The following is a 21,071-nucleotide window of genomic DNA, read 5'->3' as shown; positions in this document are numbered from 1 at the left end:
GCAGGGGTATCCATGATGGTAGACCTCAAGGAGATGGCCTACTTCAAGATTAGCCTTTCAACACGTAATTGGGACAGAGCCATGAAAAAGGGCTCCGCAGAGCCCTTTTGGAATAACCGTCTTATCGGCGGAGCAATCAGGGACGCAGAGCCTTGTCCGCTCGGGAAATACCGCAGACCCCCGAGCGCACCACCTCGATGATCTCGTTGGTCTGGGCGGCAGTCTTGATGAAGGCGTCCAGCTTCTCGCTGGTGCCCACCAGCTGTACCGTGTACTGCTCCGGGGTCACGTCGACGATCTGGCCACGGAAGATGTCCGCCAGCCGTTTCAGCTCGTCACGAGCCCCACCGGCGGCACGGGCCTTGATCAGGGCTATCTCCCGCTCGATATGCTCACCCTCGCTGAGATCGCACACCTTGAGCACGTCCACCAGCTTGTGCAACTGCTTCTGGATCTGCTCCAGCACCCGCTCGTCACCCATGGTCACTATGGTCATGCGCGACAGGGTCGGATCTTCGGTGGGGGCCACCGTCAGGGTCTCGATGTTGTAGCCGCGCTGGGAGAAGAGGCCCACCACACGGCTCAGGGCGCCGGATTCGTTCTCCAACAGAACGGAAATAATATGTCTCATCAGATTTCCCCCGCCTTGCTCAGCCACATCTCATCAACGGCGTGATCCACCAGTACGACCGAAATAATATGTTCCATCGTCAGGTTCTCTCCGTCTTGCTCAGCCACATCTCGTCCATGGCACCAAACTTGATCTGCATCGGATAGACGTGCTCATCCGGATCGACCGAGATATCCATGAACACCAGCCGATCCTTCATGGCAAAGGCCCTCTCCATGGCGCTCTCCAGCTCCGCCGGATCGCTCACCGCGATGCCGACGTGGCCATAGGCCTCCGCCAGCTTGACGAAGTCCGGCAGGGATTCCATGTAGGAGTGGCTGTGACGGCCGCCGTAGAACATCTTCTGCCACTGCTTGACCATGCCAAGGGCGCGGTTGTTGATGGAGATGATCTTGATGGGCACACCGTACTGCAAACAGGTGGAGAGTTCCTGGATGTTCATCTGCACCGAGCCGTCACCGGTGACGCAGCAGACCACGGCATCCGGGTTGGCAAACTGGGCTCCCATGGCGGCCGGAATGCCAAAGCCCATGGTGCCGAGGCCACCGGAGTTGATCCACTGGCGCGGCTTGGCAAAGGGGTAGTAGAGCGCGGCAAACATCTGGTGCTGACCCACGTCGGAGGCGACGAAGGCCTCCCCCTTGGTCACCTTGTAAAGCGCCTCTATGACCTGCTGCGGCTTGATCAGGGTGGGATGGGTCTCATAAGCCAGACAGTTGCGGGAACGCCACTGAGCGATCTGGCTCCACCAGTCCGCCAGCGCCTGCTTGTCGTTGTCGAAGCCACACTCGCGGATCACTTCCAGCATCTGCTCCAGCACGGTTTCCACCGAGCCGACGATGGGCACATGGGCCTGCACCGTCTTGGAGATGGAGGTGGGGTCTATGTCGATGTGGACTATGGTGGCGTTGGGACAGAACTTGGCCACGTTGTTGGTCACGCGGTCATCGAAGCGGGCACCCACGGCGAAAATAAGATCCGCGTTGTGCATTGTCTTGTTCGCTTCGAAGGTGCCGTGCATCCCCAGCATGCCGATGAATTGCGGATGAGTGCCGGAGAAGGCCCCCAGCCCCATCAGGGTGGTGGTCACCGGCAGGTTCAGCAGTTCGGCCAGCTTGGTCACCAGATGATCCGCATTGGCATTGATGGCGCCGCCGCCCACGTACATGACGGGGCGCTGCGCCTCCACCAGCAACTTGGCAGCCCGCTTGATCTGGCCCTTGTGTCCGGCCTTGGTCGGATTGTAGGAGCGCAGCGAGACGGTCTCGGGATACTGATAGGGAAATTTCTCTTTCGGGTTCTGCACATCTTTGGGCAGATCCACCACCACGGGCCCCGGGCGGCCGCTGGCGGCTATGTAGTAGGCCTTCTTGATGGCCTCGGGGATCTCGCTCGCCTTTTTGCACAGGAAGCTGTGCTTCACCACCGGGCGGGAAATACCGATCATGTCGGTCTCCTGGAACGCATCTTCCCCGATCATGCTGGTCGGCACCTGGCCGGACAGGATCACCAGAGGAATAGAGTCCATGTAGGCGGTCGCGATCCCCGTGATGCAGTTGGTGGCGCCGGGACCCGAGGTCACCAGCACTGTGCCCACCTTGCCGGTGGAGCGGGCGTAACCGTCCGCCATGTGCACCGCGGCTTGCTCGTGCCGCACCAGAACATGCTCCATCTTGCCGTTTTCAAAGAGAGCGTCATAGATGTCGAGCACTGAGCCACCAGGGTAGCCGAAAACGTGCTCAACTCCCTGATCTTCCAGCGCTCTAACCACCATCTGGGCGCCTGATAACATCTCCATGATAAAGCCCTCCAGGCTTTGCTCCGTTAAGCGAAAGCTATCGACGGTCCGCTGCTTCCCGGCAGCGCCGGTCCGTGTTTTGTTGTTGTCTGAATACGGGCCAGGCGAGTTCGGTGTCGTCGATAGTAGAAAAATAGGTTTTTTCCATCATTCACCCGAAAAGCGGGTGAAAAACCAACTTAACCCGCTTGTGAACGCTTGTCCACGGCTTTGTCTGACCATAACAGTCATAAATTTCAAACAGCTATTAACATTCAGTGACTTGGTGAAACGGGTGGGAACAATGCGGGGAAGATGGGGGACCGGCTAGCGGATCATGCTGTCACAACGAGGCAATCTGGAAAAAAATAGCCCATCCCATGGGATGGGCCGTCGAACAAACCCCGAACTCAGTGATCGTCTTCCGGTTCTGCCAGCCAGATCTGCTGATCCGGGTCCGTCTCTTCGCAGACAGAGATGCTGACCCCCATGTCCAGCAATTCATGCAGGGTGAGATTGTCTGCCAGGGTCATGGTGTCGCCGTTTTCATTGGTAAAGCGCATGGTGTCCATCCTCTCCTTGGTGGGATCGCTTTCAGTCTAGTCAAAGGCGCTCACTTGCGATAACCAACTGCTGCTCAACGGGCATCCGCCTTCCAGCTCGCTCAAGCGATCACACACCTCTTCCGGAAACAGGGTGCGAGCCCACAGCCGGCGCGAGAGCTCGGCCACGCTCTCCTTTGCCCCGTCCGCCAGCCAGCCCGCCAGTTCGCCCGCCACATCGGGATAGAGGATCTGGCCCGGGGCCGAGGCATCCAGCCAGGCCCGCACCGCATTGGCATCGAGCGCATCCATCAGCCGGGCCAGCCCCATCAACTCCAGCGTCTTGGCGTTGGTCAGCTGCTCGAACTGTCCCCCCAGCGGCTTGACCAGCAGCTTCTTGCCGAGCGTCAGCGCCTCCGAGGCCAGTTCGAAACCACCGTTGGTGATGACGCCGCGACAGCCGGCCAGCACCGGCTTGAAGCTTTCCCGCGCCTGCGGCTCGAACGCTATGTTGCGCCACTGGCTGGCACTGCGAATGGCCGGGTGAAAGCAGACGAAGCGCTGCTGGTTGAAACGAGACAGCAGAGCCGCGATGGCCTCAGTCTGCTCAAACGGCAGATAGACCAGGATCTGCTGATTATCGGGAGCCTGGGCGATGGGATCTATGATCGGCGGCAGCAGCGGCTGGCCGAAGTGAAACCAGTGCAGTCCGAGGGACTGGCGGACCGGGGCGAAGTGGCGCATCAGCTGACGATTGAAGCCGCTCTCGCCCCAGCGCGGGATCGGCCAGTCGAAGCTGGCCTGATGGCTGATGGTAAGGCTGGGCTTGCCCCAGCGACGGGCTGCATGGGCACTGAGCGGTTCGAAATCGCTGATCACCAGATCGTAATCGCGGCAATCCAGGGCCCGCATGTCCTGCCAAAAGCACAGCGGCGAGAGCCCCTTGAGGGTATGCCAGCCTGAGATGGCCCCCTCGTGACTGACGAAAGTGATGCCGGCGAAAGTACGATAATCGCCGAATTCGGCCATCTCAAAATAATTGTCTGCGGGGCGACCGCTGAACATGTAGTCCACCTCCAGACCACGGGCACGCAGCGCCCGCGCCAGAGTGCGACTGCGGCTGATGTGACCGTTGCCTGTGCCCTGTACCCCAAATAGTATCCTCATCCCTGACTCCAGCCGAGCGCCAGCAGGGCGCAGCCACCACCGAGCAGGGCACCGGCCACCAGATCACTCAGGTAGTGCACCCCGAGCAACAGGCGTGATGCCCCCACCAGCGCGGCCCAGACAAACAGCAAGGGCGCCCAGAGCGGGAAGCTGGCGGTCAGCACAGTCGCCATCAGGAAGGCGGCGGCGGTATGACCGGAGGGCAAACTGTAACGATCCGAAGGGGTGATGAAGACCGGCAACCCTATCGGGCGCTGGCGTTTCAGCAGGTTCTTGAGCAGCAAATAGAGCGGCAGTTCGATGGCGAATGCAAGCAAGGCCACCCCCACCAGCTCGCGTTCGGCCTCCCCCTGCCACCAGAGCAGGGCTGCCAGCACGGCGTAGAGCGGGCCGTCACCTGTGCGGGAGATGAGCCGGCTGATCCTGGCCTGCGGCCGGTTGTAGGCGTGGAGCAGACAGATGCGGCACACCTGCAGGTCCCATTGCTGGATCTTGTTCATAACCCCTCCTTCCCTGAAGTCTCTGTGCAGACTAGGGCGACGAGGTGACACTTGGTTGAACAGGGGATAACAGATTTATGAAAAAAGGGCCGAACGGCCCTTTTTTACGACAAGCGTGGCAAATGATCAGTTCAGGGTGCCGCGCAGACCGTTTTCCATCAGACGGCAGTTGTGATCCGCCAGACGGGCCATGAAGTGTTCATCCACGGTCAGGCCAAATACCTGCTCGTAGAGATCCTTCATCACGAACGGTTGCCACATCATGCTGAGGAAGGAGATCTTCAGCATCTCGGGATCCAGGTTGTCACCCAGTTCACCGTTGTTCTTCATGGACTCCAGCAAGGCGTCAAACTGGGGCAGTTGGCGCTCCAGCAGACGATTCAGCACAAAATCCCGACCCGGGCTCTTCTCGGTCGATAATGCGCTGGAGATGGCGGAGGTCAGTTCGCTGTTGGGAGCCATCACCTGATAGTAGGTGTTGAGCAGATCATTGAGGCTGCGATTGCCGGTCTCATCATGCCAGGCCTGGTCAAGCGGCTCGGCCACATCGCCCAGCACAGCCTTGTAGAGGCCCTCTTTACTGCCGAAGTAGTAATGGATCATCGCCAGATTGGAGCCAGCCAGCTCGGCGATCTCGCGGGTAGTGACCTTGCTGTAGGGCGTATTGAGAAAACGCTCACGAGCAGCGGAAAGCAACTTGTCACGAATGTCAGAACGTCCGACCGGACGACCAGGTCTACGTTTTTCCATTGAATACCTCAGATAATTCAGCAAAAACTGATAAGTCGATCTGATTGCGCAGGTGATCGAGTACAGCAGGAATGACCAGATAATCGGGCAAGGGCCGAATATGGGACAAGTAAATTTGCACACCTTTACAATTCGATTAAATAAACCAGCGGATTGAACCTGTGAGTCCGGGTTGACACAGCATAAAAATCTCGATATTGGTAAAGCGTTATCGACTGGAAGGATTTGAGTCATCATGCCTATTGCCGCTCCGCTACTACTACTCTCCCTAATCGCGATCAGTCGCGCGGGATCCTTGTAGCCGGGCTCAGGCATAGCCGGAATTTACAAAAACCCGTGCACCCTGCACGGGTTTTTTTATGCCGCCGCAGGATGCACGTCACCGAACTTAGGAAGAGGGAAGTCACATGTCAGATAGGGTCATCATATTCGACACCACCTTGCGTGATGGTGAGCAGGCCCTGGCGGCCAGTTTGACAGTCAAGGAGAAACTGCAGATAGCCCAGGCGCTGGAGCGGCTCGGTGTTGACATCATGGAGGTGGGATTCCCGGTCTCCTCCCCCGGTGATTTTCAATCGGTGCAGACCATAGCCCGCCACATCAAGAACAGCCGGGTCTGCGCCCTGGCCCGCGCCCTGCCCAAGGATATCGATGCCGCCGGCGAAGCCCTGCGGGTCGCAGAGGCCTTTCGCATCCACACCTTCATCTCCACCTCCTCCATCCACGTGGAGAGCAAACTCAAGAAGAGCTTCGAGGATGTGCTGGAGATGGGCATCAGCGCCATCAAGCATGCCCGCCGCTACACAGACGATGTGGAGTTCTCCTGTGAGGATGCGGGCCGCACCCCGATTGATAATCTCTGCCGCATGGTCGAGGCCGCCATCAAGGCGGGCGCCCGCACCATCAATATCCCGGATACCGTCGGCTACACGGTGCCGACCGAGTTCTCCGGCATCATCCAGACCCTGTTTAACCGGGTGCCGAACATAGATCAGGCCATCATCTCGGTGCACTGTCACGACGATCTCGGCCTCTCGGTAGCCAACTCCATCGGAGCCGTGCAGATGGGGGCCCGCCAGATTGAGTGCACCATCAACGGCATCGGCGAGCGGGCAGGCAACTGCTCGCTGGAAGAGGTGGCCATGATACTGAAAACCCGCGCCGATCTGCTCGGGGTGCACACCAACATCCGCCACAGTGAAATTCATCGCACCAGCGCCCTGGTCAGCCAGCTGTGCAACATGCCGGTGCAGCCGAACAAGGCCATCGTCGGCGCCAACGCCTTCTCCCACAGCTCCGGCATCCATCAGGACGGCGTACTCAAGGCGAAAAACACCTATGAAATCATCACCCCGGAGAGCATCGGCCTGACCCAGAACAACCTCAACATGACCTCCCGCTCCGGTCGCCACGTCATCAAGCACAGAATGGAATCCATGGGCTACGCCGAGAGCAGTTACGATCTCGACGACCTCTACGGCAAGTTCCTGACCCTGGCCGACAAGAAGGGCCAGGTGTTCGACTATGACCTCGAAGCGCTGGCCTTCTTCAGCCAGATCCACGAGGAGCCCGAGCACTTCAAGCTGGAGTATCTCGGGGTCCAGAGCGGCAGCTCTGTGCTCGCCACCGCCTCGGTGAAATTGAAAGTGGGTCAGGAGACCATCAGCGAAGCGGCCACCGGCAATGGCCCTGTGGATGCCGTCTACCAGTGCATCAATCGCATCACCGGCTACGAGATCCGCATCGACAAGTACGAACTCAAGGGCAAGGGGGAAGGCAAGAATGCCCTCGGCCAGGTCGATATCGTCGCCGAATACAAGGGCCGCAAATTCCACGGCATGGGCCTGGCCACCGACATCATAGAGTCCTCGGCCCAGGCGTTGATCCATGTGATCAACAGCATCTGGCGCGCCGATCAGGTGGCCGAACAGATGGAACGCAACGTCACAAAAACAGACAAGATCAATACGGAGAGTGTGTGAGTATGAGCAGTTATCGGATCGCAGTGTTGCCGGGTGACGGCATAGGCCCGGAAGTGATGGCCGAGGCCGTCAAGGTGCTGGAAAAAGTGCAGGCCAGATTCGGCTTCGCCCTCGAGTATGATCGCCACGACGTCGGCGGCATCGCCATCGACAACCACGGCACCCCGCTGCCCCAGAGCACCATCAAGGGCTGTGAAGCGGCCGATGCCGTGCTGTTCGGCTCGGTCGGCGGCCCCAAGTGGGAGCATCTGCCGCCAAACGATCAGCCGGAGCGCGGCGCCCTGCTGCCCCTGCGAGCCCACTTCAAGCTGTTCTGCAACCTGCGTCCGGCCCGCATCTACACAGGTCTGGAGCAATTCTCCCCGCTGCGCGCCGACATCTCGGATCGCGGCTTTGACATCGCCTGCGTGCGCGAGCTTACCGGCGGCATCTACTTCGGCCAGCCCAAGGGGCGTGAAGGTGAAGGAGCGGATGAGAAAGCGTTCGATACCGAGGTCTATCACCGCTTCGAGATCGAGCGCATCGCCAAGATTGCGTTCGAAACGGCCCGGGTACGCAAAGCCAAGGTCACCTCCATCGACAAGGCCAACGTGCTCGCCTCCTCCATCCTGTGGCGCGAGGTGGTGACGCAAGTCGCCAAGTCCTATCCCGACGTGGCCCTCAACCACATGTACATAGACAACGCCACCATGCAGCTCATCAAGGATCCGTCCCAGTTCGACGTGCTGCTCTGCTCCAACCTGTTTGGTGACATCCTCTCCGACGAGTGCGCCATGATCACCGGCTCCATGGGGCTGCTCCCCTCCGCCAGCCTCAACGAAGCGGGCTTTGGCCTGTTCGAGCCTGCCGGTGGCTCGGCGCCGGACATCGCCGGCAAGGGCATTGCCAACCCCATAGCCCAGATCCTCTCCGCCGCCCTGATGCTGCGCTACAGCCTGGGCCAGGAAGCCGCCGCCCAGGCCATCGAGCAGGCCGTTGCCCAGACTCTGGCAGAGAGTTACTTCACCGCCGACCTGCATCAGGCCAGCGCCCGCCATCCGGTGCAGAGCACGTCCGAGATGGGCAGCCAGATCGCCATCCGGATCTGAGCCGCACAACAGATAACAAGGAAGAGAGAAGCAATGGCCAAGACCCTCTATCAGAAAGTATTCGACGCCCATGTGGTGCGTGAAGTGGCAGGCGAAACGCCGCTTATCTACATCGATCGTCACCTGGTGCATGAAGTGACCAGCCCGCAGGCATTCGACGGCCTGCGCGCCATGAAGCGCCCGCTGCGCCGCCCGGATCTGACCTGGGCCACCATGGATCACAACGTCTCCACCACCACCAAGGACATAGCCGCCTCCGGCGAGATGGCCCGCATCCAGATGGAGACGCTCGCCGACAACTGCAAAGAGTTCGGGGTTCGCCTCTACGATCTCAACCACAAGTATCAGGGCATAGTCCACGTGATGGGCCCCGAGCTCGGCATCACACTGCCCGGCACCACCATAGTCTGCGGCGACTCCCACACCGCCACCCACGGCGCCTTCGGTTCGCTGGCGTTCGGCATCGGCACCTCGGAAGTGGAACATGTGATGGCGACCCAGACCCTGAAGCAGGGCCGCGCCAAGACCATGCGCATCCGCGTCAACGGCAAGCTGAGCGATGGCATCAGCGCCAAGGACGTGGTGCTGGCCATCATCGGCAAGGTCGGCCATGCCGGCGGTACCGGCTATGTAGTGGAGTTCGCTGGCGAGGCCATTGCAGGCCTCTCCATGGAAGGACGGATGACGGTGTGCAACATGGCCATAGAGCTGGGTGCCAAAGCCGGCATGATAGCCCCCGACCAGATCACCATCGACTACATCCGAGGCAAGGAGTTCGCCCCCAAGGGCGAGTCACTGGAACAGGCCATCGCCTACTGGCAGAGCCTCAAGAGTGACGAAGGCGCCAGCTTCGATGCCGACGTGGTGCTGGACGCCGCCGACATAGCGCCGCAGGTGACCTGGGGCACCAACCCGGGCCAGGTGATCGCCGTCAATGAACCCATACCTGCACCGGAATCCTTCGCAGATCCGATGGAGCAGCAGTCTGCCCGCAAGGCGCTGGCCTACATGGACCTGCAGCCGGGCCAGAAGCTCACCGATGTCGCCATCGACAAGGTGTTCATCGGTTCCTGCACCAACAGCCGCATTGAGGACTTGCGCGCCGCCGCCGCCATCGCCCGTGGCCGCAAGGTGGCCACCGGGGTACAGGCGCTGGTGGTGCCGGGCTCAGAGCAGGTCAAGGCCCAGGCCGAAGCCGAGGGACTGGATAAGATCTTCCTCGAAGCAGGCTTCGAGTGGCGCCTTCCCGGCTGCTCCATGTGTCTGGCCATGAACAACGACCGGCTGCAACCGGGGGAGCGCTGCGCCTCCACCAGCAACCGCAACTTCGAAGGCCGCCAGGGCCGTGCCGGCCGCACCCATCTGGTGAGCCCGGCCATGGCCGCCGCCGCCGCCGTCACCGGCCGCTTCGCCGACATTCGCGCACTGTAAGAGGGAGTTCACATGACAGGTTTCAAGCAACACAAGGGGATCGTCGTCCCCCTCGACAGCGCCAACGTCGACACCGATGCCATCATTCCCAAGCAGTTTTTGCAGAAGGTGAACCGCATCGGCTTTGGCAAGCACCTGTTTAATGACTGGCGCTTCCTGGATGATGCCGGCCTGCAGCCCAACCCGGCGTTCGTGCTGAACCAGCCGCAGTTCGCCGGCGCCAGCATCCTGCTGGCCCGTGAGAACTTCGGCTGCGGCTCGAGTCGCGAGCACGCCCCCTGGGCGCTGGCGGATTACGGCTTCAAGACCCTGATCGCGCCGAGTTTTGCCGACATCTTCTACGGCAACGCCATCAACAACGGTCTGGTGCCGGTGCGCCTGAAAGAGGAAGAGGTGGAGGCGCTGTTCCAGCTGGTTGCCGCCCACCCAGGCCTGCAGATCGAGGTGGATCTGGAGGCCAACCAGGTGCGAGCCGGTGAACTCAGCTTCGGCTTCGAGATCGACGAGTTTCGCCGCTACTGCCTGCTCAACGGGCTGGATGCCATCGGCCTGACTCTGCAGCACGAGGCGGCCATCAGCGCCTTCGAGGCCAAGCAACCGAGCTGGATCTGAGCGGCCCCCTCACAAGCTCAAGGCCGCCCTCGGCGCCTTCGAGACTGTGCAAGAGAGCCGAGCTGGATTTGACGCGCCAGCGGCAATAAAACGAGTAGAATCAACAGGGAGCCTTGGATCCCTGTTTTATTGTCCGGCTACGCCGCCCACCACGCATGGCTGGCCATCACGGCGCCACAGAGAGGAAACCTTGATGAAGAGAACGAGCAACATCCTCCTGCTCTGCTGCCTGTGGTTCGCGCTCCCGGCCAGCGCCGGGCAGACCTATTTCAACAGCCACGGCGGTCAGCTCAACGTCGGCTGGCAGGACAAGGATGGCAAGGCGCAGCAGCTCACCTACCGGCTGGAGTCAGGCAAGTTGCCGCCGCTCATCGCCTATCGGCCGACCCGCATGCAGGAGGACGTGTTGCAGAGCCTGTTGCAACAGGCAGCCACCGAATTCCCCGAGGTGCAGATCGCCCTCTCCCGTCCCGACATGGAGCTCAAGATCAAGGGGCGCCAACCAGAGCAGGTCAACAAGGCCATGGGCTGGCTCACCCAGCAACGGGACAAGCTGGAATCAGAGTGGCTCAAGCAGCACTACTTCCAGCCCTTCACTCCGTCCGATGGCATGCCGGCCATCAAGCAGGATCATGTGCGCATTGCGTTGGAGAGTCGCAGCGAGCTGGCGCCGCTGGCCGAACAGCTCAAACAGGCGGGCACCACAGAGACGGAGGCTCGCCAGAAGACGGTGGCCCATATGCTCGACTTCGTGCAGGCCATCCCCTATCAGCTGCTCGACAGCCAGTCGGGACGCTCGGGCAAGGGCTTCTTAAGCCCGCGCCAGGTGTTGGAGCAGAACCGGGGGGATTGCGACAGCAAGGTGACCCTGATGGCAGCCATGCTGGCTCAGCTCTTTCCTGAATTGAAACAGGCCATGGTGTTCGTACCGGGTCACGCCCTGCTGGGGGTGGCCCTGCCCGCCAACCCGGGTGAGGCGACCCTGAGCTGGGAGGGAGAAACCTATCTGTTGATGGAACCGACCGGCCCGGGTCAGTTTGCCATGGGCCAGATCGCATCGACCAGCCAGACGCTGGTCGATAGCAAGCAGTTGAGCGTTCAGCCGGTTCGCGCGGACAAATAATACCGCCCGTTGGGGCCGTCATGAAAACAAGGGGAAATACGCCAGAATGAAATCGACCAGCACGGGGCTGGTCGATGCATGACGAAGAGCATGACGGGCCGGTCAGGCTTGGGATTGAAACTCGATGGCCAGCAGCAGGCCCTCTTCCTCTTCCAGTACCCGAATGATGCGGGCCTGGGCCTCGAACGGCGGCAACAGGTTGTTGTTGGTTGCCAGACTGACCCGGATGGGCTGGCTGACATCGAGCCGATGCTCGGCGACGGCGATCCCCATGCCATTGGCGCTGAGATCCCGACAGATCCCCTCCAGCACTTGCTGTTGCTGGACGACGGTGACGGGGGCGTTGATTATCATGCGCTGGAAGGCGCGTCTTTCCTTGGTACTGGTGATCACGCGAACATCCTCTGTTGTGCTGACGCCATCTCGGCGGCCCGCAGGAACAATTGTGCTGGCCTCCCCCCAAGAACGTTAATACAATGCGGTTCGTTTCTCAAACGGGGTGCGGTTTACCGCTGAGATTATACCCGTGTACCTGATCCAGATAATGCTGGCGGAGGAATTTGAGGCATGGCGCTCATTTTTTGCGCCCTCATCCGCTGGCACCTCATCATTAACAGGGAGTGCCACTTGATGAAAACCCTGCTGCTGGTCGCCACCAGCCTGCTCAGTGCCCAGTCCTTCGCGGCCGATACCCTCACCGTTTATACCTACAGCTCCTTCACCGCCGAATGGGGACCCGGTCCCAAGATCAAGCAGGCGTTCGAGAAAGAGTGCGGTTGCAACCTCAACCTTGTGGCGTTGGAAGATGGCGTCGCCATCCTCAACCGGCTGCGGCTGGAAGGCAAGCACAGCAAGGCCGATCTGGTGCTGGGGCTGGATGATGCCCTCATCAGCGAAGCCAAGCAGAGCGGCCTGTTCGCCCCGCACACCACCAGGCTGGATGGCATCAAGGTGCCGGGCGGCTGGCAGGATGACACCTTCGTCCCCTATGACTACGGCTACTTCGCCTTCGTCTACAACAAGGACAAACTCAAAGCGCCCCCCAAGAGCCTGAAAGAGCTGGTAGAACGTCCGGATATCAAGGTGATCTATCAGGATCCCCGCACCTCCACGCCGGGTCAGGGGCTGATGCTGTGGATGAAGTCGGTCTACGGGAATGAGGCGCCGGCAGCCTGGGCTGAGCTTGCCAAAAAGACGGTCACAGTCACCAAGGGCTGGTCCGAGGCCTATGGCATGTTCCTCGATGGGGAAGCGGACATGGTGCTCTCCTACACCACATCCCCCGCTTATCATCTGATTGCCGAGCACAAGCCCCAGTATCAGGCCGCCGCCTTCGAGGAGGGACACTACCGTCAGGTGGAAGTGGCCGCCAAGCTGAAAAGCGCCAAACAGGGCAAGCTGGCCGACCAGTTTCTGCAGTTCATGATAAGCCCCGCCTTCCAGCAGGAGATCCCTGCCGGCAACTGGATGTATCCGGTGACAGATGCGCCGCTGCCCAAGGGTTTCGAGCAGATGATCACAGTCAGCAAGCCGCTGAGTTTCACCAGCGATGAGGTGGCTGCCAATCGCAAGAACTGGATCCGCGAGTGGCTGCAAGCCGTCACCCAGTGAGCGCTCGCGTTCGTCCTCTCTGGTGGCTGCCAGGTAGCGCAGCCACCCTGTTGATCCTGCTATTATCTCTGGGGCCGCTCATCGCCCTGTTGTGGCAGGCTGGTTCGCTGGCCCCCCGTACCCTGCTGGCCGATCCCTATCTGCGCCATGTGCTGGGCTTCAGCCTGGGACAGGCGCTGCTCTCCACCCTGCTGAGCCTGGGGCTCGCCATGCCGGTGGCAAGAGCGCTGGCGCGGCGCCGTTTCATCGGCCGCCGCCTGTTGCTCAAGCTGTTTGGCCTCTCGCTGGTGCTGCCGGTCATCATCGCCATCTTCGGCATAGTGGCGGTGCACGGCAAACAGGGCTGGCTGTCGCAGCTGTTGCGCGGCCTGGGGCTGGATCCCGGCAACTACCTGTACGGCCTGTTCGGCATACTGCTGGCCCACGTCTTCTTCAACATGCCGCTGGCGGCGCGCCTCATGCTGCAGAGCATAGAGAGCATACCGGAATCGAGCTGGCGTCTCGCCAGTCAGCTCGGCATGCGCTCCTCACACATTTTTCGGCTGCTGGAGTGGCCGCTCATTCGCGGCATCTTGCCCGGTCTTGCCAGCCTCATCTTCATGCTCTGCTTCACCAGCTTCACCACTGTGCTGGCACTGGGGGGCGGGCCCAAGTCCACTACGCTGGAAGTGGCCGTCTATCAGGCGTTGCGCTTTGACTTCGACCTCGCTACCGCTGGTGGGCTGGCGCTGGTGCAGTTGATCCTGACCGCCACCCTGCTCCTGCTGCAACACAAACTGCAGACCACGCCGGCCAGCCGGATCAGCAGCCATCGCCCCTGTCTGCGACCGGATCGTCACCAGCCGGGTACCAGACTGATGGACAGCGCTGCCCTCACTCTGGGGCTCGCCGTCTTCCTGCCACCGCTGCTGGCGATCCTGGTGGCCGGTTTCAATCCCGGCCTGCTGACGGCGCTGGCCTCGGCGCAGCTGTGGCAGGCCAGCGGCCAGTCGCTGCTGATTGCGCTGGCGGCTGGCACCCTTGCCACCCTGCTCGGCAGCGGTCTGCAGCTCACCAGCCGTCACCTGCGGGTACGAGCTCGCAAGCGGCGGGCCGCCGCCCTGTGGGAAGCCAGCGGCTCCATGATCCTGATGATACCGGCAGTCGTGCTGAGCACCGGCCTCTTCATCATGTTCATGCCCTTTACCGATGTCTTTGCCCTCGGCCCCTGGCTGGTGGTACTGGTCAACGCCCTGATGGCGCTACCCTATGTGTTGCGCACCCTCTCAGCCCCCATGCAGCTGGTGGTACGCCAGTACGATAGGCTGGCCGACAGCCTGGGAGTGAGCGGGCTGCATCGCCTGCGGCTGGTGGAGTGGCCTCTGCTGCGCCGTCCGATGGCGCTGGCGATGGCGCTTTCCATGATCCTTTCTCTGGGGGATCTCGGTGCCATCGCCATGTTTGGCAGCCAGGAGCTCACCACCCTGCCCTGGCTGCTCTATCAGCAGCTCGGCAGTTACCGGCTGACCGAGGCGGCCGCTACCGCCCTGCTGCTGCTCACGCTCTGCTTCTCCCTGTTCTGGCTGGTTGAGCGGGGTCTTGGAGGAAAACATGCTGAACATTGATCAGCTGGTCACCAGCTACCCGGACTGGCGCGTCAGCTTCAGCGCCACCCTGCCCAAGGGAGAGATCACCGCGCTGATAGGGCCAAGCGGGGCGGGCAAATCGACCCTGCTCGGCATGATCGCCGGTTTCGTGCCGGTGGAATCTGGCACCCTCAGCTTCGATGGCGAAGATCTACTGCCGCTGGGGCCTGCCGAGCGGCCAGTCACCACCCTGTTTCAGGATCACAACCTGTTCCTGCACCTGTCTGTATTCGACAACATCGCCATCGGCCTGCATCCTGGCCTGCGTTTGAGCCCTGCTCAGCGGGCACAGGTGAAACAGGCCGCAGAGCGGGTTGGCCTTGGCGACATGCTGGCGCGACTGCCGGAGCAACTTTCCGGCGGCCAGCAACAGCGGGTCGGGTTGGCGCGAGCCCTGGTGCGCGGCAAGCCATTGCTGCTGCTCGATGAACCCTTCTCGGCGCTCGATCCCGCTCTGCGCCGGGAGATGCTGGCGGAAGTGGCCCGCCTGGCCTGCGAGCAGGCAATCACGGTGCTGATGGTCTCTCACAACCCGGAGGATGCCCAGCTCATCGCCGATCAGGTGCTGTTCGTCGACGAGGGGCGCATCGCCCTGCAGGGCAAACCCGACATCCTGCAAAACAGCGATCACCCCGGCCTGCTGCGCTACCTTGGGCAATGACCCTGGGGCGCTGAACCGGCGACGGGATCAAAAAAGGGGAAGCCGCTTGGCTTCCCCTTTTTCATATGAAGACAGTCAGTTAAATCAGAGATTTTCCTCGGCGAAGGAGGCGAGCTTGCTGCGCACCACCCCGTTCAGGAAGATGTTGGCACTGCCGTCGAAATCCTTGAAACGCTCGACTATGTAGGTCAGACCCGAGGTCACCGGGCTCAGGTAGTTGGAGTCTATCTGGGCCAGGTTGCCGGAGCAGACGATCTTGGTCCCCTCGCCACAGCGGGTGATGATGGTCTTGATCTGGGACGCGGTCAGGTTCTGGCACTCGTCCAGCAGCACGAAGGTGTTCTGGATGCTGCGCCCGCGCATGAAGTTGACCGATTTGAACTGGATGTTGGCCTTCTCCATGATGTAGCTGAGCGAGCCGCTCATGTTCTCGTCCTGCTTGTGCAGCACCTCCAGGGTATCCGTCACCGCCGCCAGCCAGGGCATCATCTTCTCTTCTTCGGTGCCGGGCAGGAAGCCGATGCTCTCGGCAATTTCCGGAGTGTTGCGGGTGACGATCACTTTCTCGTAGATCCCCTTCTCAATCACCAGCTCCAGTGCCGCCGCCATGGCCAGCAAGGTCTTGCCGCAACCGGCCGGGCCGGTCAGGATCACCAGATCGATGTGCGGATCGAGCAAGGCATCGAGCGCCATGCCCTGATAGACGTTCTTGGGATGGACACCCCAGGCCTTGCGCGACATCAGCCGCTCGCGGCCCAGATCCTTTATGCGGATCTTGTGGCCATCGTTGCTCAATACCCTGGCGGCGAAGAAGTTCTCCTCGTCGAGCAAGTACTGGTTGACGTGAACCCCCTCCAGCAAGTTCGAGTCGATCACATGGACGGTATCGCGGCCATGGGTCTCGCTGTCACACTCGCCGACCCGCTCCCAGAAGCTGCCGGGCACCACCTGAAAGCCTTTGGCCAGCAGACGGATATCGTCGATCAGCTGGTCGCTACGGTAGTCTTCAACGTGGGCAAGCCCGGCGCCCTTGGCCTTGAGGCGCATGTTGATGTCTTTGGTGACCAGCACCACCTGGCGCTTCAATTCATGCTTTTGCAGATAGAGGGCCGCGTTGATGATGCGGTTGTCGGCCTCCTTGTCGGTGAACACCTCGGCATCCTGGGGCAGATGGTGGTCACTGAAGATGCAGATATTGCCACTGGCCTCGCCCGCAAGTGGGACCCCTTGGGTGATCTGATCCGGGGTCGCATCGCGGAATACGTCTTCCAGCGCACGAATGGCCACCCGCGCATCACGGCTGACATCCTTGTTGCGATCCTTGATGTTGTCGAGCTCTTCCAGCACCGTCATGGGGATGAGCACGTCATGCTCTTTGAAGGAGTAGATGGCGAGGGGTTCGTGAAGCAGAACGTTGGTATCCAGGATAAACAGCTTTCGGTCCGTATTGTCCATAAGCATCCTCCTTGGCACTGAAGGTGCCACGTGTGTGAATCTCAGATGTCATTGAAACCACACGCCCGTGACAGTTTTATTACCCCCAACGCTACGCCCGATTTTACTATCACGCAACAAATCGCGTGTACCGCCGGTGCGTTCGAACAGAAAAGCAGCAATGAAAAAGGCCGGCACCAAGACCGACCTGTTGCCTGCGGTCAATCACTCAACCGCACTTGGAATCGCCGCAGTTGAGGCAGGTCATGCAGCCATCCTTCAGCACGAGCGCCTTGCTGTGGCACTTGTAGCAGAGCGCCGCACTGGCCGGGAAACCACTGCCGGCCTGCGACTCTTCTGACGGTTGCTGGACTTGCAGTTCGGCCTGCTTCTGTGCCAGAAATGCCTGCTGATGCTCATCCAGCCTCGGCAGCTTGATCATGCCAATCTCGGTGAGATGGGTCTCGATCACGTTGCCAATTTCGGCGATAAGGGAGGGAACATACTTGCCCTTGTTCCAATAGCCGCCCTTGGGATCGAACACGGATCTCAGTTCCTCCACCAGGAAGGTGACATCCCCCCCCTTGCGAAACACGGCTGAGATGATGCGGGTCAGCGCCACTATCCACTGATAGTGTTCCAGACTCTTGGAGTTGATGAAGATCTCGAACGGACGGCGGGTTTCGTGAACCGTGCCCTCGTTGAGAATGATGTCGTTGATGGTGATGAACAGCGAGTGCTCGGAGACATGCTCCGGCGTCTTCAGCTTGTAGGTGGTGCCCATCAGCCGCTCCGGGCGCAGCACGGTTTCGTGCATATGCACCACGTCATCCTGCGGGGCCAGATCTTCCTGCGGCTCATCCCGGGTTTTCACCTTGTAGGCGACGATTTTCTTGTCGATCTTCTTGACCATAATCTGTTCTCAGAATTTACCGTAATAGCCTTCTTTCAAGGCGTCATAGAGGTTGGCGGCAGTGTGCAGCTCGCCATCGTATTCGATCTCTTCGTTCCCCTTGACGGAGATGACGGATCCATCCTCCAGAGTGAACTCGTACTGAGTGTTCTCCAGATCCTGCTCCTTCACCAGCACGCCCTGAAAGGCCTCCGGGTTGAAGCGGAAGGTGGTGCAGCCCTTGAGGCCGGAGTCCGAGGCATACATGTAGATGTCCTTGAACTGCTCGAACGGGAAATCGGTCGGCACGTTGGCCGTCTTGGAGATGGAGGAGTCAACCCAGCGCTGGGCCGCTGCCTGAATGTCCACGTGCTGGACCGGGCTGATGTCGTCGGCCGTGATGAAATAGTCCGGCAGACGGCTTGCCTCATCTTCGCTGTAAGGCATGGCGGCCGGGTTCACCAGCTCGCGGTAGGCAAGCAGCTCGAAGGAGTAGACGTCGACGCTCTCCTTGCTCTTCTTGCCCGGCTTGATGACGTTGCGGCTGTAGTGATGGGCAAAGCTCGGCTCGATACCGTTGCTGGCGTTGTTGGCCAGCGACAAGGAGATGGTGCCGGTCGGCGCTATGCTGCTGTGGTGGGTGAAACGACCACCCACCTCGGCCAGCTCGGCCACCAGGGCGGGATCCACTTCGGCAACCTGTTGCATGTAACGGCTGTAGCGTGCATGCAGCACCTTGCCCTTCACCTTGTCACCCAGCTTGATGCCATCGGCCGCCATCTCGGGGCGCAGTCGCAGCATCTTGCCGGTCACCTCGAACTCCTGCTCCATGATGGGAGCCGAGCCCTTCTCCCTGGCCAGACGCAGGGACTCCTGCCAGCCGGTCATGGCCAGCTCCTGGGATACCTGCTCGGTGAAGGCGACAGAAGCCGCAGAGCCGTATTTTATCTGCAGCATGGTGAGGGTCGAGCCGAGGCCGAGGAAGCCCATGCCGTGACGGCGCTTGGCTGTGATCTCCTCGCGCTGCCTGGGCAAAGGCAGCTGGTTGATCTCCACCACGTTGTCCAGCATGCGGGTGAAGATGGCCACCACCTTGCGAAACGCCTGCCAGTCGAAGGCAGCCCGCTCGGTAAAGGGGTCGCGCACAAACCGGGTCAGATTGACCGAGCCCAGCAGGCAGGCACCGTAGGGGGGCAAGGGCTGCTCGCCACAGGGGTTGGTGGCGCGGATCTCTTCGCAGAACCAGTTGTTGTTCATCTGGTTGACCTTGTCGATCAGGATGAAACCGGGCTCCGCATAGTCGTAGGTGGAAGTCATGATGACGTTCCACAGCTTGCGGGCAGGCAGGGTCTTGTAGACCTTGCAGGCGACCTGCCCCAGCGCGTTGATGACCACCCCTTCCTTGTTGGGCCAGTCGGCCCAGAACACCACTGCGGGATCGTCCAGCGCAATACCGTCCTGCTCCACCTCTTTGGCCGTGTAGGGGAAGATAAGCTGCCAGGGGGCATCCTCCTTCACCGCCTTGACAAAATCTTCGGCGATGAGCAGGGAGAGGTTGAACTGACGCAAGCGGCCATCTTCGCGCTTGGCCTGGATGAATTCGATCACATCGGGATGACGGATATCCATGGTGCCCATCTGGGCGCCACGGCGACCACCGGCTGACGAGACGGTGAAACACATCTTGTCATAGATATCCATGAAGGAGAGCGGGCCCGAGGTGTAGGCACCGGCACCCGAGACGAAGGCGCCGCGCGGGCGCAGGGTCGAGAAATCGTAACCGATGCCGCAGCCCGCCTTCAGGGTCAGGCCGGCCTCATGCACCTTGCCGAGAATGTCATCCATAGAGTCTTCGATGGTGCCGGAGACGGTGCAGTTGATGGTCGAGGTCGCCGGCTTGTGCTCGAAGGCACCCGCGTTGGAGGTGATACGCCCCGCCGGGATGGCGCCGTTGCGCAGCACCCACAGGAAGGGCTCATACCAGACATCAGGCTCGCGCTCCTGCTCGGCCAGAGCACGGGCAACTCGCTGGTAGGTCTCGTCGATGGAACCATCGATGGGGGCCCCATCCTTGCTCTTGAGACGATACTTGCTGTCCCAGATCTCGAGGGACGTTTCTTGCAGGGGGATCTGGTAGGAGCCGAGCTCACTCTCCAGCACCGAGTTCGATTTAGCCATGTCCAATCAACCTCCTAGGTATGCCACAACCTCATCACGATAACAGCCACCACCACATATAGGAAATATAATAAAAATAAACACAATATATAGAAAATCACGCCTTCTGGTCATACCCATCAACATGAAAATGCCCCGGCCAGCAGGATACTGGGCCGGGGCATTCCATCGATTCATTTCCCGGGAAGCTCGCTTCCCGGTACTGATCAGGGTTTCTTGACGTATACGGTCGGGGTATCACCAGCCATATTCAGATAGAACTCATAGACCCCATCCGCATCCGGTGAAAACTTCATGTCTTCATACTTGGAGCAGGGGTTGACCGGTACTGCTTCACCACCCAGCACGGCAACGCCGTCACTCGGACTCTTGTAGCCGAAGTTGGTGCCACAGCTCCAACCGGAGTCGGCAAACTTGAACTTGTAGGGAGCCCACTCTTTCTTGAGGGTGCCTTTAGCCATATAGAGCTTGTCAGCGACCTTGACCACTTTGCTCGCATCGGTTGCCATCCAGTCGTTCATTTCCCCACGCAGATAGATAGACTTGCCACCGAAGTCGCTGTTGTCTGCCGTCTGTTCTGTTCCACTATGGGATGCGCAACCGCCTAATACCAGGGTTCCCGCCGCCAGCATCATCGTTACTGTTCTTTTGAACATGTGTCCATTCCTCAAATTATTGTGATTCCTTGGCCCATCAAACGTGGGCAGACGAATTAAAGCAGAGCGGGCATCACAAGAAAGGTAGAAGCATCACATTCTGGGCTTTTTTAAATTCAGGCAAGCGAAATGGACGGATAGATAACGCGCGGGATGGCCACAATCCGGAACATAACGGAAAATCTCCTATAACTAAAAAAGCATTGTATGCCGATCACCTTCCCTGATGAAAAGGCTTGAGGCACAACACCCATGACGTGATAAATCAGCAAGATATAAGAGAGGGAGAGGAGGCAATTCAAGAGAAATTAAACGAAAAGAAGCCCAGTCTTTCGACTGGGCTTCTTGTTAGTGGCGGAGCGGACGGGACTCGAACCCGCGACCCCCGGCGTGACAGGCCGGTATTCTAAC

Annotated in this window: 19 protein-coding genes and 1 riboswitch; of the genes, 8 read left to right on the top strand and 11 right to left on the bottom strand. The window is 60.2% G+C overall.

Annotated elements, in window-relative coordinates; all coding sequences use genetic code 11:
* Positions 1 to 136: 136 nt before the first annotated feature.
* The 6 genes from ilvN to ACW5XD_RS23005 form a co-directional block, all read right to left on the bottom strand.
* A complete protein-coding gene (gene ilvN / locus ACW5XD_RS23030) occupies positions 137 to 631 on the bottom strand; it encodes an acetolactate synthase small subunit (protein WP_040097800.1) in 495 nt (164 codons plus the stop codon).
* 79 nt (positions 632 to 710) lie between these two features.
* On the bottom strand, positions 711 to 2,429 hold the full coding sequence (locus ACW5XD_RS23025; RefSeq protein WP_043141768.1) for an acetolactate synthase 3 large subunit: 1,719 nt from the start codon (positions 2,427 to 2,429) through the stop codon (positions 711 to 713).
* A 389-nt stretch (positions 2,430 to 2,818) separates the two neighbouring features.
* Entirely contained in the window at positions 2,819 to 2,971 is a 153-nt protein-coding gene (locus tag ACW5XD_RS23020) for a hypothetical protein (RefSeq protein WP_456496902.1), read from the bottom strand.
* A gap of 36 nt (positions 2,972 to 3,007) precedes the next feature.
* Positions 3,008 to 4,117, bottom strand: coding sequence for an MJ1255/VC2487 family glycosyltransferase (locus tag ACW5XD_RS23015; protein WP_456496901.1), 1,110 nt, complete (start codon positions 4,115 to 4,117; stop codon positions 3,008 to 3,010).
* Complete coding sequence (locus ACW5XD_RS23010; protein WP_456496900.1) at positions 4,114 to 4,617, bottom strand: phosphatase PAP2 family protein; 504 nt, start codon at positions 4,615 to 4,617, stop codon at positions 4,114 to 4,116. The genes ACW5XD_RS23015 and ACW5XD_RS23010 overlap by 4 nt, the downstream gene beginning before the upstream one ends.
* Positions 4,618 to 4,743: 126 nt before the next feature.
* Positions 4,744 to 5,367, bottom strand: a complete 624-nt coding sequence (locus tag ACW5XD_RS23005) for a TetR/AcrR family transcriptional regulator (RefSeq protein ID WP_323058898.1) — start codon at positions 5,365 to 5,367, stop codon at positions 4,744 to 4,746.
* Between the two features lie 407 nt (positions 5,368 to 5,774).
* Between ACW5XD_RS23005 and leuA the strand changes: the two genes are divergently transcribed.
* The 5 genes from leuA (at position 5,775) to ACW5XD_RS22980 (ending at position 11,603) form a co-directional block, all read left to right on the top strand.
* Positions 5,775 to 7,349 (top strand): 2-isopropylmalate synthase, encoded by a 1,575-nt coding sequence (leuA, locus tag ACW5XD_RS23000; RefSeq protein WP_456496899.1) that lies wholly within the window; start codon positions 5,775 to 5,777, stop codon positions 7,347 to 7,349.
* A 2-nt stretch (positions 7,350 to 7,351) separates the two neighbouring features.
* Entirely contained in the window at positions 7,352 to 8,437 is a 1,086-nt protein-coding gene (leuB, locus tag ACW5XD_RS22995; RefSeq protein WP_456496898.1) for a 3-isopropylmalate dehydrogenase, read from the top strand.
* A gap of 33 nt (positions 8,438 to 8,470) precedes the next feature.
* On the top strand, positions 8,471 to 9,868 hold the full coding sequence (gene leuC, locus ACW5XD_RS22990) for a 3-isopropylmalate dehydratase large subunit (protein ID WP_456496897.1): 1,398 nt from the start codon (positions 8,471 to 8,473) through the stop codon (positions 9,866 to 9,868).
* A 12-nt stretch (positions 9,869 to 9,880) separates the two neighbouring features.
* Positions 9,881 to 10,480 (top strand): 3-isopropylmalate dehydratase small subunit, encoded by a 600-nt coding sequence (leuD, locus tag ACW5XD_RS22985; protein WP_456496896.1) that lies wholly within the window; start codon positions 9,881 to 9,883, stop codon positions 10,478 to 10,480.
* Positions 10,481 to 10,673: 193 nt separating this feature from the next.
* Positions 10,674 to 11,603: a transglutaminase domain-containing protein gene (locus ACW5XD_RS22980; RefSeq protein ID WP_456496895.1), complete on the top strand. Its 930-nt coding sequence runs from the start codon at positions 10,674 to 10,676 to the stop codon at positions 11,601 to 11,603.
* A 102-nt stretch (positions 11,604 to 11,705) separates the two neighbouring features.
* Here ACW5XD_RS22980 and ACW5XD_RS22975 read toward each other — a convergent pair whose 3' ends face one another.
* Positions 11,706 to 11,996 carry a PilZ domain-containing protein gene (locus tag ACW5XD_RS22975; RefSeq protein WP_043141746.1) on the bottom strand — a complete coding sequence of 97 codons (291 nt, stop codon included), beginning with the start codon at positions 11,994 to 11,996 and terminating at the stop codon, positions 11,706 to 11,708.
* Positions 11,997 to 12,088: 92 nt separating this feature from the next.
* Positions 12,089 to 12,179: riboswitch (TPP riboswitch) on the top strand.
* Between the two features lie 54 nt (positions 12,180 to 12,233).
* On the opposite strand from ACW5XD_RS22975, the gene thiB reads away from it, so the two are divergent.
* Genes thiB through thiQ form a run of 3 tightly spaced genes read left to right on the top strand, consistent with a single transcriptional unit; the run spans position 12,234 to position 15,500 of the window.
* Positions 12,234 to 13,214, top strand: coding sequence for a thiamine ABC transporter substrate binding subunit (thiB, locus tag ACW5XD_RS22970; protein ID WP_456496904.1), 981 nt, complete (start codon positions 12,234 to 12,236; stop codon positions 13,212 to 13,214).
* On the top strand, positions 13,211 to 14,818 hold the full coding sequence (gene thiP / locus ACW5XD_RS22965; protein ID WP_456496903.1) for a thiamine/thiamine pyrophosphate ABC transporter permease: 1,608 nt from the start codon (positions 13,211 to 13,213) through the stop codon (positions 14,816 to 14,818). Before thiB ends, thiP begins: the two co-directional genes overlap by 4 nt.
* A complete protein-coding gene (gene thiQ / locus ACW5XD_RS22960) occupies positions 14,805 to 15,500 on the top strand; it encodes a thiamine ABC transporter ATP-binding protein (RefSeq protein WP_456496894.1) in 696 nt (231 codons plus the stop codon). Before thiP ends, thiQ begins: the two co-directional genes overlap by 14 nt.
* 84 nt (positions 15,501 to 15,584) lie before the next feature.
* Here thiQ and ACW5XD_RS22955 read toward each other — a convergent pair whose 3' ends face one another.
* The 4 genes from ACW5XD_RS22955 to ACW5XD_RS22940 all read right to left on the bottom strand — a co-directional run bounded on the left by ACW5XD_RS22955 (position 15,585) and on the right by ACW5XD_RS22940 (position 20,660).
* Entirely contained in the window at positions 15,585 to 16,955 is a 1,371-nt protein-coding gene (locus ACW5XD_RS22955; protein WP_456496893.1) for a PhoH family protein, read from the bottom strand.
* Positions 16,956 to 17,163: 208 nt separating this feature from the next.
* Positions 17,164 to 17,847, bottom strand: a complete 684-nt coding sequence (locus ACW5XD_RS22950) for a TSCPD domain-containing protein (RefSeq protein ID WP_456496892.1) — start codon at positions 17,845 to 17,847, stop codon at positions 17,164 to 17,166.
* A 9-nt stretch (positions 17,848 to 17,856) separates the two neighbouring features.
* On the bottom strand, positions 17,857 to 20,004 hold the full coding sequence (locus ACW5XD_RS22945) for an adenosylcobalamin-dependent ribonucleoside-diphosphate reductase (protein ID WP_456496891.1): 2,148 nt from the start codon (positions 20,002 to 20,004) through the stop codon (positions 17,857 to 17,859).
* Positions 20,005 to 20,210: 206 nt separating this feature from the next.
* Positions 20,211 to 20,660, bottom strand: coding sequence for a pullulanase (locus ACW5XD_RS22940; protein WP_456496890.1), 450 nt, complete (start codon positions 20,658 to 20,660; stop codon positions 20,211 to 20,213).
* Positions 20,661 to 21,071 lie beyond the last annotated feature (411 nt).

This window comes from Aeromonas enterica (assembly GCF_054052465.1).
This window is presented reverse-complemented; position numbering and strand designations above follow the sequence as displayed.